This window comes from Campylobacter volucris, assembly GCF_008011665.1.
Taxonomy (GTDB): Bacteria; Campylobacterota; Campylobacteria; order Campylobacterales; family Campylobacteraceae; genus Campylobacter_D; species Campylobacter_D volucris_A.
On the sequence record NZ_VOWJ01000012.1, the window covers coordinates 1 to 20990 of the forward strand.

21 protein-coding genes and 1 tRNA gene are annotated in these 20990 nt (G+C 27.8%); 4 read left to right on the forward strand and 18 right to left on the reverse strand.

Going from position 1 to position 20990, the window contains the following annotated elements; all coding sequences use genetic code 11:
* The 8 genes from FPD38_RS00635 to kpsM form a co-directional block, all read right to left on the reverse strand.
* Positions 1 to 76, reverse strand: a 76-nt coding sequence (locus FPD38_RS00635) for a glycosyltransferase family A protein (RefSeq protein WP_147554881.1), incomplete at its 3' end; no start/stop codon positions are given.
* Between the two features lie 15 nt (positions 77 to 91).
* Entirely contained in the window at positions 92 to 1258 is a 1167-nt protein-coding gene (locus tag FPD38_RS00640) for a nucleotide sugar dehydrogenase (RefSeq protein ID WP_147554883.1), read from the reverse strand.
* Positions 1259 to 1280: 22 nt separating this feature from the next.
* On the reverse strand, positions 1281 to 3410 hold the full coding sequence (locus FPD38_RS00645) for a capsular polysaccharide export protein, LipB/KpsS family (RefSeq protein WP_147554884.1): 2130 nt from the start codon (positions 3408 to 3410) through the stop codon (positions 1281 to 1283).
* Positions 3407 to 4363: a KpsF/GutQ family sugar-phosphate isomerase gene (locus FPD38_RS00650; RefSeq protein ID WP_410002918.1), complete on the reverse strand. Its 957-nt coding sequence runs from the start codon at positions 4361 to 4363 to the stop codon at positions 3407 to 3409. The genes FPD38_RS00645 and FPD38_RS00650 overlap by 4 nt, the downstream gene beginning before the upstream one ends.
* 8 nt (positions 4364 to 4371) lie before the next feature.
* The gene (locus tag FPD38_RS00655) at positions 4372 to 6036 is read right to left on the reverse strand and encodes a polysaccharide biosynthesis/export family protein (protein ID WP_147554885.1); all 1665 of its coding nucleotides are present in this window, start codon (positions 6034 to 6036) and stop codon (positions 4372 to 4374) included.
* On the reverse strand, positions 6036 to 7151 hold the full coding sequence (locus tag FPD38_RS00660; protein WP_147554886.1) for a KpsE/RkpR family capsule polysaccharide export protein: 1116 nt from the start codon (positions 7149 to 7151) through the stop codon (positions 6036 to 6038). Before FPD38_RS00660 ends, FPD38_RS00655 begins: the two co-directional genes overlap by 1 nt.
* Positions 7141 to 7809 carry an ABC transporter ATP-binding protein gene (locus FPD38_RS00665; protein WP_147554887.1) on the reverse strand — a complete coding sequence of 223 codons (669 nt, stop codon included), beginning with the start codon at positions 7807 to 7809 and terminating at the stop codon, positions 7141 to 7143. Before FPD38_RS00665 ends, FPD38_RS00660 begins: the two co-directional genes overlap by 11 nt.
* Entirely contained in the window at positions 7806 to 8588 is a 783-nt protein-coding gene (gene kpsM, locus FPD38_RS00670; RefSeq protein ID WP_147554888.1) for a capsule polysaccharide transporter KpsM, read from the reverse strand. Before kpsM ends, FPD38_RS00665 begins: the two co-directional genes overlap by 4 nt.
* 78 nt (positions 8589 to 8666) lie before the next feature.
* Between kpsM and FPD38_RS00675 the strand changes: the two genes are divergently transcribed.
* Entirely contained in the window at positions 8667 to 9464 is a 798-nt protein-coding gene (locus FPD38_RS00675) for a ferritin-like domain-containing protein (RefSeq protein WP_147554889.1), read from the forward strand.
* Here FPD38_RS00675 and FPD38_RS00680 read toward each other — a convergent pair.
* The 8 genes from FPD38_RS00680 to FPD38_RS00715 form a co-directional block, all read right to left on the reverse strand.
* A tRNA-Phe gene (locus FPD38_RS00680) sits at positions 9455 to 9530 on the reverse strand. The genes FPD38_RS00675 and FPD38_RS00680 overlap by 10 nt on opposite strands.
* 56 nt (positions 9531 to 9586) lie before the next feature.
* Positions 9587 to 10522 (reverse strand): acetyl-CoA carboxylase carboxyltransferase subunit alpha, encoded by a 936-nt coding sequence (locus tag FPD38_RS00685; RefSeq protein WP_147554890.1) that lies wholly within the window; start codon positions 10520 to 10522, stop codon positions 9587 to 9589.
* 1 nt (position 10523) lies between these two features.
* Positions 10524 to 11738, reverse strand: a complete 1215-nt coding sequence (locus FPD38_RS00690) for a beta-ketoacyl-ACP synthase II (RefSeq protein ID WP_147554905.1) — start codon at positions 11736 to 11738, stop codon at positions 10524 to 10526.
* A 32-nt stretch (positions 11739 to 11770) separates the two neighbouring features.
* Positions 11771 to 12004, reverse strand: a complete 234-nt coding sequence (acpP, locus tag FPD38_RS00695; protein WP_039665123.1) for an acyl carrier protein — start codon at positions 12002 to 12004, stop codon at positions 11771 to 11773.
* Positions 12005 to 12645: 641 nt separating this feature from the next.
* Positions 12646 to 13008, reverse strand: coding sequence for a Rid family detoxifying hydrolase (locus tag FPD38_RS00700; RefSeq protein WP_147554891.1), 363 nt, complete (start codon positions 13006 to 13008; stop codon positions 12646 to 12648).
* A gap of 456 nt (positions 13009 to 13464) precedes the next feature.
* A complete protein-coding gene (argH, locus tag FPD38_RS00705; RefSeq protein ID WP_147554892.1) occupies positions 13465 to 14868 on the reverse strand; it encodes an argininosuccinate lyase in 1404 nt (467 codons plus the stop codon).
* Positions 14869 to 14923: 55 nt separating this feature from the next.
* A complete protein-coding gene (locus tag FPD38_RS00710; protein ID WP_147554893.1) occupies positions 14924 to 15400 on the reverse strand; it encodes an ankyrin repeat domain-containing protein in 477 nt (158 codons plus the stop codon).
* 52 nt (positions 15401 to 15452) lie between these two features.
* A complete protein-coding gene (locus FPD38_RS00715; protein ID WP_147554894.1) occupies positions 15453 to 16877 on the reverse strand; it encodes a catalase in 1425 nt (474 codons plus the stop codon).
* A gap of 216 nt (positions 16878 to 17093) precedes the next feature.
* On the opposite strand from FPD38_RS00715, the gene FPD38_RS00720 reads away from it, so the two are divergent.
* The 3 genes from FPD38_RS00720 (at position 17094) to acpS (ending at position 18681) form a co-directional block, all read left to right on the forward strand.
* A complete protein-coding gene (locus tag FPD38_RS00720; RefSeq protein ID WP_147554895.1) occupies positions 17094 to 17726 on the forward strand; it encodes a helix-turn-helix transcriptional regulator in 633 nt (210 codons plus the stop codon).
* 68 nt (positions 17727 to 17794) lie between these two features.
* Positions 17795 to 18331 carry a flagellar basal body-associated protein FliL gene (gene fliL / locus FPD38_RS00725; protein WP_147554896.1) on the forward strand — a complete coding sequence of 179 codons (537 nt, stop codon included), beginning with the start codon at positions 17795 to 17797 and terminating at the stop codon, positions 18329 to 18331.
* A complete protein-coding gene (gene acpS, locus FPD38_RS00730; protein ID WP_147554897.1) occupies positions 18331 to 18681 on the forward strand; it encodes a holo-ACP synthase in 351 nt (116 codons plus the stop codon). Before fliL ends, acpS begins: the two co-directional genes overlap by 1 nt.
* Before the next feature lie 20 nt (positions 18682 to 18701).
* On the opposite strand, the gene fabG is transcribed toward acpS, so the two are convergent.
* Positions 18702 to 19445, reverse strand: coding sequence for a 3-oxoacyl-ACP reductase FabG (gene fabG, locus FPD38_RS00735; protein ID WP_147554898.1), 744 nt, complete (start codon positions 19443 to 19445; stop codon positions 18702 to 18704).
* 15 nt (positions 19446 to 19460) lie between these two features.
* A complete protein-coding gene (gpmI, locus tag FPD38_RS00740; protein WP_147554899.1) occupies positions 19461 to 20939 on the reverse strand; it encodes a 2,3-bisphosphoglycerate-independent phosphoglycerate mutase in 1479 nt (492 codons plus the stop codon).
* Positions 20940 to 20990: the final 51 nt, after the last annotated feature.

The window sequence follows — 20990 nt, forward strand, 5'->3', positions numbered from 1 at the left end:
TATCTAAACATTCTTTTAAATATTTTTCTACATTATATATGGGGATTACTACGCCGACTGTTTTAGTTTGATTCATTTTAACTATCCTTTTTTAATCATCACTTTCAAAAATATCTGTGGTGAAAATTTTATCTTTATATTTGTATATATTATAATCAATTCTATTAGCAACTATAAGTTCTGATTTTTGTAAGAAACTGTTTATATCATTATCTACAACACAATCTTTAAACATATTATCTGTTATTAAAGGTTCATATATAATAACTTCTATATCTTTTTTAATCATATCAATCAAATCTAACATAATAGAATTTCTAAAATTATCTGCATTTTTCTTCATCAATAATCTATATATTCCTATATTTTTAGTACTTTTTGATAATATAAATTTTACTATGTTATTTTTTCTTATTTCATTAGTCTTTACTATAGCTCCAATTAAAGAATTTGAAATACCTCTAAAATTAGCCAACAATTGCTTTGTGTCTTTTGGCAAACAATATCCACCATATCCAAAACTTGGATTATTATAGTAATTTCCTATTCTTAAATCAGCACTAACACCATCAATAATATCTCTTGTATTTAGATTATTAAATATAGCATAAGTATCTAATTCATTAAAAAAACCTATTCGCATAGCCAAATAAGCATTGGAAAAAAGTTTTACACATTCTGCTTCACTAGAATTCATAAAAAATACAGGAACATCTATTTTCAAAGAAGCTTTAACAAACATATTAGCTATATATCTAGCTCTATCACTTTTTTCACCAATAATAATTCTACTTGGATATAAATTATCATATAGAGCCTTTCCTTCTCTTAAAAATTCTGGTGAAAAAATTATATTATGGGTACTAAATTTATTCTTTAATTTTTCTGTATATCCAATAGGAATTGTACTTTTTATTATTATTATTGCTTTATTATTATATATCAATATATCATGAATAACAGTTTCTATACTAGAAGTGTCAAAAAAATTTGTATCTTCATTATAATTTGTGGGAGTAGCAATTATTATATAATCGGAGTTTTTAAATGCATATTCTTTATCTAATGTTGCCTCTAATTTTAAATCAAATTCATGCATATACTTACTAATTAAATTATCCTCGATAGGAGACTTTTTCATATTAATATCATTTACTTTATTTTCATCTATATCCAAAAGAATAACATTATTATATCTTGATAACAATACAGCATTTGATAAACCTACATACCCTATACCAACAACAGTTATATTCATCTGCAACTCTTTTTGCTATATTTTAAAATTCTTTTCTATTATATAAAAACTTCTTTAACAATCTATAAAACCTCATATGTGAAATTTTTGTTTTAACAAAATCAGGTATTAAAATATCAAATAATTTTATAAAAATATTTTTATTGTAAATTTCGTAAATATATGGTTTATATATCAAAGATCTTAACGAAAAATATTTTTTTTCCATATTATTAACATTTAAATAATTTTTATTATCTATATTTATTCTATAAAATTCTATTTTCATTACTTTATTATAAAATCTTCCATTTTTTAAACTTTTTTTATAATAAGATTTTCCATAACTATAAAAATTGTTTTTTAAAAAATATATAAATTTTAAAACTTTTTTTTCATCTATATATAAATTCGAATTTAGTAATTCCAACAATTCTCTCTGATTATTAGCCTTATAATTAATATCTTTAAAATTATAAAAAGCATTTGCACAATTTATACAAGGCTTATTCATCATCATAGCATACAAACCAACGCCAGAATTTAAAGTCAATACAACATCGCACAAATCAAGCAAATCTATAATATTTGTATTATCATTTTCAAAAATCAAATTACTATATTTTTTTTTATCAATTTTTAAAGACAATGGATGTTTTTTTGCTATAAATAAATGCGTATTTTTTAATTTTAAAGCTAAATCGTTTATTATTTTTAAAAAACCAAAATAATCAAAAGGTTTATAAGTAAAATATTTTATAACGCTATCACTTTCAACTTGCAAAGGTATAAAAACCACTTTTTTATTTTCATAATTTAAATTATTCTTTAATTTTTCTAAATTTCTTTTTCCTTGTTTTTCTAAAAAGTTATTATTATTTAAAATGCTATTTATATACTCTTTACACTCTAAAATTTGTTTTTCATTTAAATTTTTATTCCAATTTTCTTCATTATAAGAATTTGAATCATAATTAAATCCATTAACATCAAAAAACCAACTATCTGGCAAAGCACCTCTGTCAAAACATAAAAAAGGAATATTTTTTAATCTTACAAACTCATATATTTCTAATCTTTTTTCATTTCCGTAAGGATTTGGAAATAGAATTTTATTTATATTATTTTGTTTTAAAAAATTAATAAATTGATTTTGATCAAAATTATTATTATTAAAAAAATAATTTTCATCTTTACTAATTACATTACCAATATATACAAGAGCATTATGTAAAGAATTTAATACTAATTTTTCTTTCGCACAAAGCAATAAAACATTATTTTTTAAAGCATTTTCATCAAGCAATGGTTTAATTTTATAATTTTTTAAATTTGCTAAATTTTTATAGAATTTTTTGTGATTTTTTCTGCGATTTGACATATAATTGTTTTGATTTGGTTCTTCATGAAAAAAATGATACATATAAATTCCATGAAAACTCATTTCATATCCAAGCAAAGAAAACCAAGCTCTAAAACCCTTAAATTTTCTTATATTCCAAGTTCCTTCATCATAACATAATGCTTTAGGTGTTTTTTCAAAATATGTAGTATTAAACAACAATCTTGCAAAAAAATCATGATCTTCGTAACTATGTCCTATATATTCATCATTATTTCCACCAAGCTCTAAAAATTTATATTTATTTACTACAATAGAACTAGATATTAATGAAAAATATTTTATAAATTTATTTCTTCCACTTATCAAATCATCTTTTATTATATCATCCCATAAGATTTGTTCTTGATTGTATATATAATCACTTCCATTTTTACCAAGATAAACAACCGGCAATACCAAAATTTCATTTATATTTTGAGCTATATTTTTAATTTGTATAAGATTTAAAATTCTTTCTAATGAAAAATTTGAAATATAACAATCAGCATCCAAAAACATTAAAACTTTAGAATTTGCAAAAACAGCACCTAAATTTCTACATTTTCCTTGAGAAAAATACTCTTTTTGCGATTCATCTTTTATATAAATATGTCCATTATCTTCTATGATTTGTTTTAAATTATTTTCTAAAGATGAATATCCTTCTACAAAAATATAATCTATTTTTTCATTGCTTTTAAATTCTTTAGCTTTTTGTATTATTCTATCTTGTATATAAACTCTTTCCTTACTTAAACCAAAAGGTATGATTATAGAAAGAATTTTCACACATTTCCTATCGCATAAAGCTGTATAATGCCTACTATCTTGTCATTTTCACTTACTACTATTTCTTTTATTTTATGTTTTAGCATGAGTTCTTCTGCCTCACTTGCCATAGCTTTTGCATCTATTACTTTAGGATTGGCACTCATTATTTCGCTTGCTTTAAAATCAAATCTTGGTTTGTTATTAGATTTTAAAGCCCTTCTTAAATCTCCATCAGTAATGATACCTACTAATTTTTCATTTTCTAAAACTATACAAAGACCTAATTTTCCACTAGTCATCACATCTATCAAATCACTAAAATTAGTATTTAAATTTACTATTGGTAAATTTTCTTTTACCATTAAATCTTCAACTTTAGTTAAAAGCTTTTTACCCAAACTTCCACCAGGATGAAATAAAGCAAAATCATCGGGTTTAAAATTTCTAGCTTTCATTAAAGCAGCAGCCAATGCATCTCCCATGACTAAAGTAGCAGTAGTTGAAGACATTGGAGCAAGTTGCAATGGACAAGCTTCTTTTTCAACACTTATATCTAAAAATACATCAGCTTGTTTAGCTAAAGTAGAATTTTTCTTACCACTCATAACTATTAAAGGAACATTTCTTCTCTTTATAATAGGAATTAATTTCAAAAGCTCTTCACTTTCTCCTGAATTAGAAATTGCTAAAAGTACATCTTCGCTGGTTAGCATACCAAGATCTCCATGTAAAGCTTCTCCTGGATGCATAAAAAAACTAGGAGTTCCAGTGCTTGCTAAAGTAGCAGCTATTTTAGCACCTATATGACCTGATTTACCCATGCCGCTTACAACACATCTTCCTTTAATAGAAAATATCAATTTTATACTTTTACTAAAATCTTCATTTAAATTATGAATTAAATCCAAAATGGCTTTTGATTCTATCTCAAACACTTCTTTGGCTATTTTAATACTATCTATTTTACTCATAATTTACCTTATATATTCAATATAACATTGGTTGCTATTGCTATTTGATATAAAATTTGTGTTAACATGCTAAAAATTTGTAAATTTTGACTATCTACTTTTGGTAGAACTAATATAGAATCTCCTGCTTTAATATCAGCTGAACTTTTACCGCTATATTTAGTTGCCTTACCATTAGCACTAATAACTAAAATTCTTGAAGTATCAGCTCTATCGCTATATCCACCAGCTAAATTAATATAGTATTTCAAATTTTCTTTATTCATATGCACAAAAGCTCCAGGTATGGAAACTTCACCTTGAACTAAAACAATATTGTTTTTACTTGGTACATTTACTACATCGCCATCTTCTAAAACTACAGCTTTATAAGCTTTTGGGCTATCTATAACGATTTGTCCCTTTGGTTGTACTTGTTTAGCACGCTCTATAAATTCTAAAATAGTCTTAGCTTGAGTGGCTCTTATACTAGCTTGTTCAGCATTTACCGAAGAACTTGTTAAAGCTAGTGTTTCAAGTTCTTTAAGTTGAGCATTAATAAGCTGCTTTTGCGTAGCTGCAACACTTTTTCTAAAAATTTGCAATGCTTGCATATTTGATTGTGGATTTGCAACAATCAGTTGCACTATATCTTCTAAAGTGGTACCTTTTTTAACTACTATAAAATGCAAGCCATTATGCTCACCTTCTATTTGTATATTGATATTTTGTGCTGTATAATCAGGTCTAAATTCTATCTCATCTCCAGCATGTAGCATTACATCTAAAAATTCTTTTTTAGTATATGCATCTACTTTTAAATGGTGATTTGCTCTATAACTTTTAACTACTGCATTAGTTACTATAGGCTTAGCACCCGAAATATTTGCTATATCCAATAAAGTTTTTATATCATCACTTAATTCAAATCTAAAAGGTTTTTGCACATCACCTTTAACAAAAACATAAGCTTTCACGCTACCAACTAAAATCACATCACCCATTCTAAAAGGAAAAAGCTCCAATTCACCTTTAAGCAAAAAATCATATAAATCAACTTTTTTTATGACTTTGTTATCTCTTAAAATTTCGATATCTCTAAAACTTCCATATTCTAAATTTATACCCTTAGCTTTATCAAGGTATTGGATGATAGAATCAGAGCTAAGTCCTTGATATAATCCTGGTTGATTAACATTTCCTGTTACAAATACTGAAACATTTTGATAAATATCCATATCTGCATAAACATAAACATTGCTTTTATAAATTTTACCAATAGCTTTTGAAATCACGCTTACTAAGGCACTATTTTTAACCCCTAAAAGATTGATCGCTCCAACCTTTGGTATGAAAATATTTCCTTGAGAATCCACAGTTAAAGTTTGTATAAATTCTACAGCTCCCCAAATTTTAATATTAATTCTATCTCCAACTGTCAATCTATAATCAGGATTATAAACATGCTGAGTAAATTTGGTAAAATTGCCATTAAATAAATGTGAACCAAAAACTTTTATCATAGGAGCAAAACTTTGAGTTTGATTAAAATCGCTTTGATTATAATCATATTTTGCAATCTGTGTATCCATAGCAGGCATAAATGGTTCATTTTGAATTCTTGCTATTTGAGAAACATCTACTGCGCCAAAGATTAGTAATGGTAAAATTAATAATAAAAATATTTTTTTCATTAGTATTTATGCTCCTCAATAATCATTTTAATAAATTTAATAATTCCATATATCACAGATAAAATCATAAAAGCTGTAAGTATGTTATATAAAATTTCAGGATATTTTGCGCTTTGAGGCAAACTTGGACTTTGTATAACAACTACTTGTTTTATCTTTCTTAAAGCTTCAATCCTAGCACTCTCATAAGCTTTTAAAGCTGCAGTATAAGCACTCTCTGTAAAACCTACTTCTATAGTAAGATCTTGAAATTTAGCAGCTAGATCATTAAGCTTTTGAGAAGATTTTGATGAAGTAATTTTAACTTTTTCTCTTTGAAGTTGTTTTTTTAAAGCATTAATTTCTGATTTTATAGTTATGACTTGTGGAGCATTATCATTAATATAGCTTTGCATCATTAAAAGCTCAGCTTCTTTTGCTGCTACTTTTGCTTCAAGCTCCCCTACAAGTTTTAAGATGCCCTCTGATTGTTTTAGCGGATCAAATACACCGTATTTGTTTTGAAAAACTAACAAATCATCCTTTGCTTTTTGAAATCTTTGTTTAAATTGCAAAAGTTCATTTTCAGCAAAAGCCATTTGCTCTCTTGCTGCTTTATGAGAAATTTCATTAATAAATCTTTCACTTTCTTTTACTATAGTAGTAGCAATCAAATAAGCATCTTCAGCACTAAAACCTTCCACTTCTACTCTTAAAATACCATTATATGAATTTTCTTGAATAATCTTGACACGCTTTTGATAATATTTTAAAAATGATTCCTGACTCGCAGAATCAGAAATACTATAAAAAATATCTAATTTTTGTTTTTGATAAAGCTCACGAATTTTGATTTTTTCTTCTAAAATATTTAACATATCTAAAGAATAAATGTAAGATTTTAAATAGCTTATATCATCACTTGAAAAAGAATTATTTGTAAGCAAAGACGCAAGTCCTGTTATAGCAGCATTATTGCCAGTAGTAGATCTTATGCTTAAAATACTCTCGCTTACATAACGATTTGCTGCTATAAAAATATAATAAAATACTACAAATGCTGTCAAAATTAATACTATTTTGAAAGAATTTAAAAATTTTAATTTTTTAATTTTTTTAAGTATTTTATTTTGCATTGATTTTTCCTTGATATACAGCTATACCTTCATCTACATCATCGTATATAGTAGCTTTTCCATCTTGCATAAATATAATTTTATCACACCATTGTTTAATTTCAGCTACATCATGCGAAACCATAATAACTTTCGATTGACTCAATTTTTCTTTATATAATTTTACACTTTTTTCTCTAAAATTTGGATCTCCAACAGCTCCTGCTTCATCTATTAGGTAATAATCAAAATCAAAAGCCATACTCAAACCAAAACCTATTCTAGCACTCATACCAGATGAATAAGTATTCATCGGTTCATTAAAAAATTTACCAAGTTCTGCAAAATCTTCTACAAATTTTATTTTGTTTTCCAATTCTTCACCTTTATAGCCATATACTCTAGCCACAAATTTTACATTATCTCTAGCTGATAATCGATGTTGAAAAGCTCCAGCTAAACCCAAAGGCCAAGAGAGTTTTTTATTGGTTATTATTTTTCCACGATCTGGTAATTCTGAACCACTTAATAATCTCATCAAAGTAGATTTTCCAGCACCATTTCTACCCATTAGACCTATACTGCAATTTTCTGGAAATTCAAAAGTTAAATTTTTAAAAACATAATGTCTTCCATTGGTTAATGGATATGATTTTGTTAAATTTACAAGTTTAATCATGTTTTTCTTACTGCAATAAGAGCTTGTCTATTATAATAATACATAAATAAAGCTATAAACAAAACTACACAAATACACAATATAGGATATATATAATTATAATCATCCATTAAAGGATAATCATCAAAAAAATTGTATTTTAAAAGTTCAAATATATGTAAAAGTGGATTATAATAAAGTAAATCTAAAATATTCCTAGGAGTTAAAAAAGTAGGGAAAATAACTCCTGAAGTCCAATAAAATACTATACTAAAATAAGTTAAAAATATTTTTAAAGGTTCTACAAAATGTCCAGCTATGGCAAAACATATGCCCAAAGAAAACCCAGATAACAATAATAAAAAAAACAAAAACAAAACTTCTAAAATATGCTTTGGTAATACATCTAGATGCAAAAACCATCCTGCTATAAACATTACAACTATAAAAATAGTAAAATAGATACAAAATTCAAGCAATGCTCTAGCAATAAAAACATGAATAGGTCTTACAGGTTTATAAGCAAATAATGTTAAATTTGAACTTATACCTGTAATAATTTGATTAATCATACTCCTAAACATAAAAAATGGAATGATTCCTACTGCTAAAAACATAAAAATAGATATATTAGCTGGCATGATTTGATGGTGAAACTCTCTAATAGCTGTTACTATAAAAAGTATTACTAATAATATCAACAAAGGTTCACCAACAACCCAAAAATAACCTAAATGTTTATTAATACCAAATCTAGTCTTTAGCTCTCTAAAAAAAAGAGCATGAATGACATCGATCATATTTTATTGCCTTTGATAAATTTTCAAAATTTTTATATTATACTTTTTATTCTTATATAACATTTAATAGGGCAAAAAATGAAAATAAATTTTTTCACAACTTTAGAAGAAATTTTATATGAAAAAAATACTCAAATAAAAATTGACAAATTTAAAAATTTCTATGAAAATTTTAAACTCAACTCGTGTGAATTTAATCACGAACATCAAGCAATCATTAGAAAAAATTCTCAAGTAAATATAATTCATCCTACTAGAATAAGAAGACCTAAACAAGCAAATAACCTAGTCGCACTAGCAAAAATACTTCATTCTGTTGCTCATATAGAATATAGTGCTATAAATTTAGCCTTAGATGCTAGCTATCGTTTTAAAAATTTACCTTTCAAATTTTATCAAGATTGGCTTGAAGTTGCAGATGAGGAAATAAAACATTTTATGCTATTAGACAATATTTTAAATGAATTAGGTTTTAAATATGGAGATTTTGATGCTCATGATAATCTTGAACAAGCTTTATTTTTAACCAAAGACAATTTAGCTCATAGAATGGGCATAGTACATAGAGGATTAGAAGCAAAAGGACTTGATGCAAATCCTTTTGTATTAAAAAAATTAAACTCAACCAATCATCCTATAAAAACTCTATTTAATAAAATATTTAAGATAATTCTTGATGATGAAATAAAACATGTAAGCAAAGGCAATATTTGGTGGAACTATGCAAAAGAAAAAAATGAAAAATACATCAATTTATGCAAAAACTTTAAAGAATCCAATCTTTTAGGAAAAAAATACAACAAAGAAGCTAGAATCAAAGCTGGATTTCAACAAGAAGAATTAGACGAAATGGAAAAATTCTATAATGGTGGTTAGAGGCAGAATCGAACTGCCGACACGCAGATTTTCAGTCTGCTGCTCTACCGACTGAGCTATCCAACCAAAAATTGAAGTTATAATTATACAACTTTTTTTTTAAAAAAAGTTGAAATTTAAGATTATTCTGAAAAAGCACCTAATTTGAAAATCTTTTGCATTCTTAGTGCAGCTAGTTCTCTTTTGTCAAATTTTTCTAATTCTTCAATACTTTTTAAGATATAATCACTCAAATTTTTAATAGCACTTTCTTTATCTCTATGAGCTCCGCTTATAGGTTCTTCTATAACATCGTCAATTAAACCTTGATTTTTTAAATCATCTGCAGTTACCTTCATAGCCTTTGTAGCAGCTTCTATTTTCAATGGATCATTCCATAAAATAGCAGCACAACCTTCCGGAGAAATCACAGAAAAAACTGAATTTTTCATCATAGCAAGTTTATCAGCAACTCCTATAGCCAAAGCTCCACCGCTTCCACCTTCTCCAATAACAATAGCTATGCTAATGGTTTTTAGATTGCTAAGTTCATATAAATTTCTAGCAATGGCTTCGCTTTGTCCTCTTTCTTCAGCACCAACACCTGGATAAGCACCTGGAGTATCTACCAAAAAAACTACTGGAATTTCAAATTTTTCAGCCATTTTAGCTACTCTTAAAGCTTTTCTATAGCCTTCAGGATGAGGCATACCAAAATTTCTATGAAGTTTTTCTTTTGTGCCTCTTCCTTTTTGCTCGCCTATAACTATAACTTTTTTTTCACCCAAATACCCTGCAAAACAAACAATAGCTGGATCATCTCTAAAAGCTCTATCACCATGAATTTCATAAGCATCGGTTAAAATAGCTTGTATATAATCAAGCGCATAAGGACGATCAGGATGCCTTGCAAGCTGTAAGCGCTGATAATCGCTTAAATTTTTATAAATTTTTTGCGTTTCTTTCTCAAGATTTTTTTCTAAAATTTTAACTGCTTCAACATCACCTTTTATTTTAGCATTAACTAAATCTTCATCAATTTGCTGTATATGTTTTTCAAAATCTAAATATGATGACATATCAATCTACTTTTTTAAAAATCACACAGCCATTGGTTCCACCAAAGCCAAAAGAATTACTCATTACCACTTCAAGCTTACATTCTCTAGAAACATTAGGAACATAATCAAGATCACAATTTTCATCAGAGGTTATTTGATTGATAGTTGGAGGAACAACGCCTTGATCAAGCGCCATTAGCGAAATAACTGCTTCTATAGCTCCAGCCGCACCTAAACAATGACCTGTTTGACCTTTTGTAGAACTCACAAGAGGAATTTGATCTTTAAAAAGTTCTTTGATAGCTGCTGTTTCATTTTTATCATTAACAGGAGTTGAAGTTCCATGTGCATTAATATAATCTACTTTCAAATTTCCAGCCATTTTTAAAGCTTTTTTCATAGCGCGCAATGGACCTTCTAAAGTTGGAGAGGTTATATGATGTGCATCAGCACTTTCACCAAAACCAACTAATTCAGCATAAATTTTAGCTCCGCGTTTTTTGGCTGCTTCATACTCTTCAAAAACCAAAGCTCCAGCACCCTCGCCCATAACAAAACCATCTCTTTCTTTATCAAATGGTCTTGAAGCTTTTGATGGATCATCATTTCTAGTAGAAAGTGCTTTCATCGCAGCAAACCCACCTATACCCACAGCACAAATTGCAGCTTCTGCTCCTACAACAAGCATTTTATCTGCATTACCTAAAGCAATGCTTTTATAAGCTTCGCCTATGGCATGCGTTCCAGCAGCACAAGCTGTAACACAAGAAATATTTGGACCTTGCAATCCATGCTCAATAGATACTAACCCACCAAGCATATTAACTAAAGCTGAAGGTATAAAAAAAGGAGAAATTTTACGAGGACCGCGCTCAGCACAAATAACAGAATTTTTTTCAATGTTTGGTAATCCACCTATACCAGCAGCTGAAACTACTCCAAATTCTTCTTTATTTAAATCTGCATCAAATTTGGCATCTTCCATAGCTTCTCTTGCAGCTTTAATACCAAGTTGTATAAAACGATCAATTTTTTTCACTTCTTTTGCATCACTTACGCTTAAAGGATCAAAATTTTTAACTTCAGCTGCAATTTGTACCGGAAAATCAGAAACATCAAAAAGGGTAATTTTATCAACGCCGCTTTTACCTTCACAAATAGCTTTAAATGAGCTATCTTTATCTAAACCAAGAGCGTTAATCATACCTATACCTGTTACTACAACGCGTTTCAACATATTCTCCTTAAAAAATTTATAAAAAAATATTATTTTTGAAGATTATCAATATAATTTACAACATCCTCTATTTTTACAAGTTTTTCTGCATCGCTATCTGGAATTTCTACATCAAATTTTTCTTCTAAAGCCATTACTAATTCAACAACATCTAAAGAATCAGCACCTAAATCTTCAATAATTTTTGATTCCATTTTAACTGTATCTTCATCAACACTTAATTGCTCTACTACAACTGCTTTAACATCATCAAAAGTTGCCATTTTTATCTCCTAAAATTTAAAAATAAAGCGTATTTTACAATAAAAAATCTAAATTTTTTGTTTAAAAATTAAATTTTTCACAAAAACATTTAATTTTTTAATTAATCTTAATTTATTAATTTTATGATATTTATGCCTATTAACAAGATATTAAAGAATCACTCAAGCATATAAATACAACAAAATAAAAAGCGATTTATCTATATTTTAAAAAACTATAGCTACTACAAAGCAAGGGTTTTATAAATGTATTTAGTGTGATATTTCTATAAAAATGTGTTAAAAGTACTCCTTAGTATTATTTTAATTATAAATAAATGTTCTATAATTTTTAATTTTAATGAAAACTTACAACAAATCCTAAAGATTGTAGATAATTGATTAAATTTTTCATATGAATAATTGCTAATACACAAAAATTACAATAGTTTGATTTAAACAGCTACTAAAATATTAACTATATAAAAGCATATTAATAATTTTACTACTTATATAGTTTTTTAATACTTCAAACAAATATAATTTACATCAATAGATATATATATGCTAAGATAATAATCTTTTATATCTCAAAATAAGTCTAAATTCTACCAAAACTGGCAAAATAACCACTTAAAGCAATGCCTATATGACATTGCTTTTTATCCTTTATGTGCAATAACTTCTATTTCAACCTTAGCTCCTTTTGGAAGATCTTTTACTGCAAAAGCACTTCTTGCTGGATATGGAGCTGCAAAAAATTCAGAATAAATTTCATTAAAAGCTAGAAAATCATTAATATCTGCTAAAAAACAAGTGGTCTTTATAACATTATTAAAATATAAATTATTTTCCTCTAAAATCGCTTTTATGTTAAGTAAAGATTGTCTAGTTTGTTCTTTTATATTTTCACTTTCTATATTGCCACTTTCTGGATTTATAGGAAGTTGCCCTGAAATAAATAATAAACCATTTGCTTCTCTATAAGCTGAATATGGTCCTATAGCCTTTGGATAGTTTGCCATGTTATCTCCTTTGTTGATATTTTGACAATAATATTATCATTAAGAAAATAATATATCAATATTTTTATTGTTATAAAAACTAATCCATTTTTTGTAAAAAAACTATATAAAATACAATAAATATTAATATATAAATTCAAAAATGTAATTTCACTAAGCTCTTAAAAAACTAAAATATAGTTGAAAAAATTTATGTATAAATCACAATGTAAAATATAATTAAATTCTCTAACATTTAGTGAAAAATAAAATTATCAAAATTACACTCTAAAAATCAAAAAATATTTATAATAACTAAACATATCAAAACATAAAAAACTTACAAAATAACTACTTATGTTAGTTGAATTTGCTTCTGTCAAAAACACACAAGATACTAAAAAATACAACATCCACAAAAAATAACTACAAAAAGCCAATTTACTACTAACTTATAAAAAATACTCTTAATTTTTTTTACAAATTTTTCTTACATAAATTTAAAATTTTTTGAGCTTGTTTGATTTGCTCTAACACAGCCTTTGTCCCTGTGCCACCATATGAATTTCTAGCATCTACACAAGTTTGCAAAGCAATAGCCTTATAAATATCTTCTTCAATACTAGGCTCAAATTCACGCATTTGCTCTAAAGTAAGCTCTTCAATCATTTTTTGATGTTTAATGCAGTAATTTACCACTCCACCCACGATCTCATGAGCTTTTCTAAATGGGATATTTTTTCTAACTAAATAATCAGCCATATCAGTAGCATTTGAAAATCCATTTCCTGCAGCTTTATACATATTATCAGCACGAATTTGCATTTTGGCTATCATTGGAGTTAAGATATTTAAACTGCTCATAAGAGTATCCATAGAATCATAAACTTGAGCTTTATCCTCACTCATATCAGTATTATAAGCTAATGGAATTGCTTTCATAATGGTAAGCATAGCCATGACATTCCCATACATTCTGCCTGTTTTACCACGCATTTTTTCAGCTACATCTGGATTTTTCTTTTGAGGCATTATGCTTGAACCTGTGCAAAAATCGTCACTTAATTCTATAAATTTAAAATCTTGACTTGAAAAAATCACCAATTCTTCACAAAAACGACTAAGATGCATAAAACACATCGCAGCAATAGCTGTAAATTCCACCATATGATCTCTATCGCTTACACTATCAATGCTATTTTCAGTTGGTTTGCTAAATCCTAGCTCTAAAGCTGTAAAATGCCTATCTATATTAAAAGTAGTTCCACCAAGCGCAGCTGCTCCTAAAGGACATTCATCCATTCTTTTATAAAGATCTTCAAAACGAGAAAAATCTCTATTTAGCATCCAAAAATATGCCATAATCCAATGAGAAAATAAAATAGGTTGAGCAGTTTGTAAATGAGTATAACCTGGCATAATAGCTTTGATGTTTTTTTGAGCTTGATTGGTGATTTCTTCTTGTAAAGTCAAAATTTGAGCTAAAATACTCTTAATCACTGCACGCATATGCATTTTAGAATCAAGTGTAGTTTGATCATTTCTACTTCTTGCAGTATGAAGCTTACCTCCAACGCTTCCTACAATTTGAGTCATTCTTTTTTCAATTGCCATATGAATATCCTCATCGGCAATATCAAAAATAAATTCATTATTTTCTATTTCTTTTTTTACCTGATTTAAACCTTTTATAATGGTATTTGCATCATCTTTACTTATGATATTTTCTCTAGCAAGCATAGTAGCATGAATAATACTTCCTTGTATATCAAAAGGAGCAAGTCTAGGCTCAACCAGCAAAGAAGCTGTATATTCTTCAACAAGTTTATTTGTAGGTAAATCAAACCTACCACCCCATAATTTTTCTTTATGTGTTGGCATAAAATATCCTTAAAATAATCTAAACAAGGATATTTTATATTTTTTATAGTATTAATTACTTTAAATTTTTATTTCTTTTAAAAATTTTTAAAAGAAATAAAGAAATTTTTTTCAAAAAACTCTTTTTAGATTTTTGCGTTAAAAGCTCTACTATGTCTGTGCGTCCAAACATCATAGCAAAAGTAAATGGAGTCATACCCAAACCATTATTTTCATCAATATTTGCTCCATATTCAACCAAAAGCTTACACATAGGTAAATACCCTTTAAAACACACCCCTGCTAAAGGAGTTTGTCCTCTATCATTTTTTTCATCTACATTGGCTCCATTTTCTAGTAAAAATTTAGCACAATCATAAGAATTATGATAACTTGCAAGCATTAAAAGACTATCGCCTTTATGATTTTTTAAATTCACACTCAAGCCAGCTTCTATCATAATCTTTAAATTTTGCAAATCATTTTTTCTTGCATAATCAAAAGCCATAGCTGCAAGCTCTTGAATTCTTTGTTCTTCTTCATAAGTAAACATATTTTTCCTTTTATAATCTTTAGTTTGCCACTTTAAAAGTGGCAAGTAAAAACTACTTTTTCAAAGCTTTTTTAACACCATTTGCATACTCAATTGAAATTTTTTCAAAATGATCTAATGCTCTTTGAATGATTTTTTCTTCTACTTTATCCATAGAAGCAGCGATATTATTAAATAATTGCTCTTTTTGTTTTTCACTCATTATATTAAATAAAGCTCTAGGTTGAGTATAAAAATCATCATCTAAAGGTGCATATCTTTGTGCAATATTATCAATTGCCAAATCAGGCTCTAAATAGCTTTTATCTTCTTTTGGACTATCATTATAACTATTTGGTTCATAATAAGCAAGGCCATTTTTATAAGTATCAAAATTCATAGCTCCAGCAACATTATAAGTATTTACTTCACTTTTAGCACGATTTATAGGAAGTAAATGATAATTAGTTCCTATGCGATATCTATGTGCATCAGGGTATGAAAAAATTCTAGCTTGAAGCATTTTATCAGGACTAAAACCTATACCTGGTACTATATTGCTTGGACTAAATGCAGCTTGTTCTACTTCATTAAAATAATTTTGCACATTTTTATTTAGCACTAATTCTCCCACATCAATCAAAGGAACAATGCTATGAGGCCAAACTTTAGTTAAATCAAAAGGATTAAAACCTAGCTTTTCTACCTCATCTTCTTTTAAAACTTGAATTTGAAAAGTCCATTTTGGAAAGTCTCCTTTTTCTATAGCTTCATATAAATCTCTTTGATGACTTTCTCTATCATTAGCTATAATTTTGGCTGATTCTTCATTGGTTAAATTTTTAATTCCTTGTTGAGTTTTAAAATGAAATTTTACCCAAACTCTTTCATTTTTATCATTAATCAAACTATAAGTGTGACTACCAAAACCATGCATATGACGATAACTTGCAGGAATTCCTCTATCACTCATTAAGATAGTTACTTGATGTAAGCTTTCAGGACAGAGTGTCCAAAAATCCCAAGCAGCGTTGTTGCTTCTTAAATTACTTCTTGGATCTCTTTTTTGAGTATGTATAAAATCAGGGAATTTGTAAGCATCTCTTATAAAAAATGTAGGAGTGTTATTACCCACTAAATCCCAATTTCCTTCTTTAGTATAAAATTTAACCGCAAAACCACGCACATCGCGTTCTGCATCAGCTGCACCCATTTCACCTGCAACGGTTGAAAATCTTATAAATAAAGGTGTAATCTCACCAAGTTGTAATACTTTTGCCTTGGTATATTTAGAAATATCTGCTGTGATTTTAAGCTCACCATAAGCACCACTTCCTTTTGCATGAACCGTTCTTTCAGGAATTCTTTCTCTATTTTGATGAGCAAGTTTTTCAAGCAAAATATAATCTTGCATTAAAAGTGGTCCTTTAGCACCTGCACTTAGTGAATTTTGATTATCAGCTATGATATTACCAAAATCATTAGTCAATTTTCTCATTTTATCTCCTTTAAATAATAATTTTTATTATTTGATAAATTATATGCTTATAAAATTAAAATAATATTAATTGATAAATATTATTATTTATTATGTTACACACTTACAAAATTTAAAGAAACTTAATTTTTTATAAAAGAATTTTTTTAAGTATAAATTTTTTATTTTGTATTAAAATTATTATTAAATTTACTACAACATAACAAAGGAAAAACTATGGATAAACACACTAAAGCTCACTACATAAAACTAGTCAAATTTTTAGCAGATACTTTAGGAAGAAATTATGAAATAGTTTTGCATGATGTAAGCGAAGATGGTGCTAATATAGCAGAAATCGCAAACAATCACATCAGCAAAAGAACTATCAATTCTCCACTAACTGGTTTTGCAATGGAAATGATTAAAAATAAAATCTATCTTGAGCGTGATTACATCACTCATTATAAAACCTTAGATAAAAATTCAAAATCGATGAGCGGTTCAACTTTTTTTATCAAAAAAGATGAAAAATTAGAAGGTTTGCTTTGTATCAATCACGACACTTCAGCTTTTAAAAAGATCTCTGATGAAATTTTAAATTTAGCCTATATTTATGATAATCCTCATGGACAAGAAGAAAACAAAGAATATATAAAAATAAACCTAGAAGAACTTATAAAAGATATCACAGGAATGCACATAGATAGTTTTAAAGCTAAAAGTTTAAAACCAAAAGAAAAACAAAAAATCATCGCAAGTTTTTATGAAAAAGGTGTATTTAATGTCAAAGGGGTTATACCTAAAGTAGCTGAAATTTTAAATATTTCTGAACCTAGTGTTTATAGATATTTGCAAAAAATGAAATAAGAATATTTTAAAAAATTATATTTTTTGATACAATAACACTCTTAATTAAATATTAAAGAAGGAAAAATATGGCAGATGATGTGATGGATGAACAAGATCAAGCCAAAAAAAAAGGCGGAAATGCCTTAGTTATTATTATCGTTGTATTTTTGCTAGTTATTATGGGAGCTATAGCTTATTTGATGTTTAGTGGAAATTCAGAAGAAAATCCTGCACCACAAGCTGAAGAACAAGCCCATCAGTCAGCTCAAGTAGCTAAAAAAGCAAATGCAGTAGCTCCAAGAGGTAGCGATTATTCAAATATAGGGGTGATGTATCCTTTGGCACCTTTTACTTTAAATTTACTAAGTGATGGTGGCGCAAGATATGTAAAATGCACTATACAGCTTGAACAAAATGTCGAAACACTTACCCCTGAACTTGATAAAAAAGTTGCTATTATAAGAGATATAATTATCAAAACCTTAACTTCAAAAACTTTTGAAGAAGTTAGCACTACAAAAGGTAAAGAAAGATTAAAAGATGAATTAACTGGTAAAATCAATGAGGTTTTAACCGATGGTTTTATCAAAAATATTTATTTTACTGACTTTGTTGTTTCTTAATGATTGGGTGTGACATAGTCGTATGCTCTCGCATAGAAGCTATTTACAATAGACATAAAACTCTTTTCTTGGATAAATTTTTATCCAAACAAGAGCAAACTTACATTAAAAATACCAACACTTTGGCAGGATTTTGGGCTATAAAAGAAGCAGCTTCTAAAGCTTTAGGAGTAGGAATTTCGAAAGAATGTTCATTTTTTGACATCATTATTTTTAAAGATAAAAAAAATGCTCCGCATATTCAATTTTCTACAAAAGTTATAAAAGAATTTAATATAAAATCAGCAAGCGTAAGTATAGCTCATGATGGTGGATTTGCTATAGCTGTAGTTGCTATAGAAAAAAATTAAGCAAGGATTAACCTTGCTTTTTACATATAAAGACCACCATTTACTTTTAAAATTTCACCAGTAATATAAGAAGAATGATCGCTCAATAAAAACGCCACAGCTTGTGCTACTTCACTAGCATCTGCAAAGCGTTTTAATGGGATATTGTTAATATAATTTTGTTTAATCTCATCACTTAAAACTTCAGTCATATCGCTTTTTATAAAGCCTGGAGTAATACAATTATATCTTATATTTCTAGCAGCGCCTTCTTTTGCAAAAGATTTTGTTAAGGCTATCATACCACCTTTACTAGCACTATAATTTGTCTGACCTGCATTACCCATTTCTCCAACTATAGAAGCGATATTTACAATCGCTCCAAAACGCTTTTTACTCATAGTTTTTAAAGCTTCCCTGCATCCTAAGAAACTTGAATTTAAATTGGCATTGATTACATTTGAAAAATCTTGCATACTCATTCTAAGCGCTAGTTTATCATTTGTAATACCTGCATTATTAACCAAATAACTAAGCTCACCATCACTTTCAACAATAGTAGCTATCGCATTTACAAATTCTTCTTCAATGCTAGCATCAAATTTAATCACCGCTGCAGTGCCACCATTTTTTTCTATTTCTTCTTTTAAAGCATCAGCAAGTTCAGGTTTGCTTCTATAATTAATCCAAACTTTCAAATCATTACTTGCTAATTCTTTAGCTATTGCAGCACCTATACCTTTACTTGCACCTGTAATTAATACATTTTTTCCACTAAATTTCATTTATATTCCTTTCGATTAAAATAAAGCCTCATCCATTTGCTCTGGAATAGGTAAATTTAAAATTTTAAGCACACTAGGAGCTATATTGCTAAGTCCCATATTTTCTTTTAATTTTGTTACATTTTTTGCCTCAACAAAGGCAAAAACATCAAAAGTAGTATGGTTAGTTAGCATATTAAGTTCTTTATCTTTCATCTGCTCACAATTTCCATGATCAGAAGTAATGATAAAAGCATAATCATTTTCTCTTGCTACCTTAATCACTTCCCCTAAGCATTCATCTACACTTTCTACTGCCCTAATAGCAGCTTCAAAATCACCAGTATGCCCTACCATATCACCATTTGCAAAATTTACAACGATAAAATCCATACCACTTTTTATACCCTTAATCACCTCATTAGTAACTTCTTTAGCACTCATTTGAGGCTTTTGATCATAGGTTTTAACTTTTGGACTTGGAATTAAAACGCGTGTTTCATTAGCTTCTAATTCTTCTTTTCCTCCATTAAAGAAAAAAGTCACATGGGCGTATTTTTCAGTTTCTGCTACATGAAGTTGAGTTAAATTTGCCTTTGCAAGCACACTAGATAAAGTATTTTGTAATATTTCTTTTTCAAACATTACAGGCAGTTTAAATTTTTCATCATACAAGCTCATAGTTATAGCATTTTTGAAAACAACTTCTCTTTGAAATTCATTAAAATCATCTTGAATTAAAGCTTGAACTAATTGACGCATTCTATCGTTTCTAAAATTGATAAAAATCAAACCATCTTCTTCTTTTAAACCATCAAATTTTTCACTAATAATAGGCATTAAAAATTCATCAGTGATATTTTGATCATATTTTTCTTGTATGTATTTTATAAAATCATTACAAATTGGAGCATTTGCTAATAATGCATCATAGTATAATTTTATCCTTTCATAGCGTTTGTCTCTATCCATAGCATAAAATCTACCCGATAAAGAAGCTAAACAAATTTGATGATTTTTACAAAATTCATCAAGTTCTTTTATAAAATTTAAACCCGAATTTGGCGAGCAATCTCTTCCATCAGTGATAGCATGAGCAAAAACTTGTTTGTTTGCATTTTTACAAATTTTTAAAAGTGCATTAAAATGTGAGTGCATAGAATGAACCCCACCATCACTATAAAGACCTATGATGTGAATTCTTTTACATTTTTGCAAAAGCTCTTGTAAGGCTTGATTATTTTTTAACTCATCATTTTCTATGGCCTTGTTTATCTTTACTAAATTTTGATAAATAATACGCCCACTACCTATACACATATGACCCACTTCGCTATTTCCCATTTGACCTTCTGGCAAACCAACAGCTAAACCACTAGTTTTAATCAAGACATGAGGAGTATTTTTAAAAAGTTCATCATAAGTTGGCTTTTTAGCATGAAAAAACGCATTGTAATTACTATCTTGGTTATAACCTATACCATCTGTTATTATCAAAATACATTTTTGACTCATTTTCACTCTTTTTTATATTTTATTTATGTGATTTTACTAAAATTATGCTTT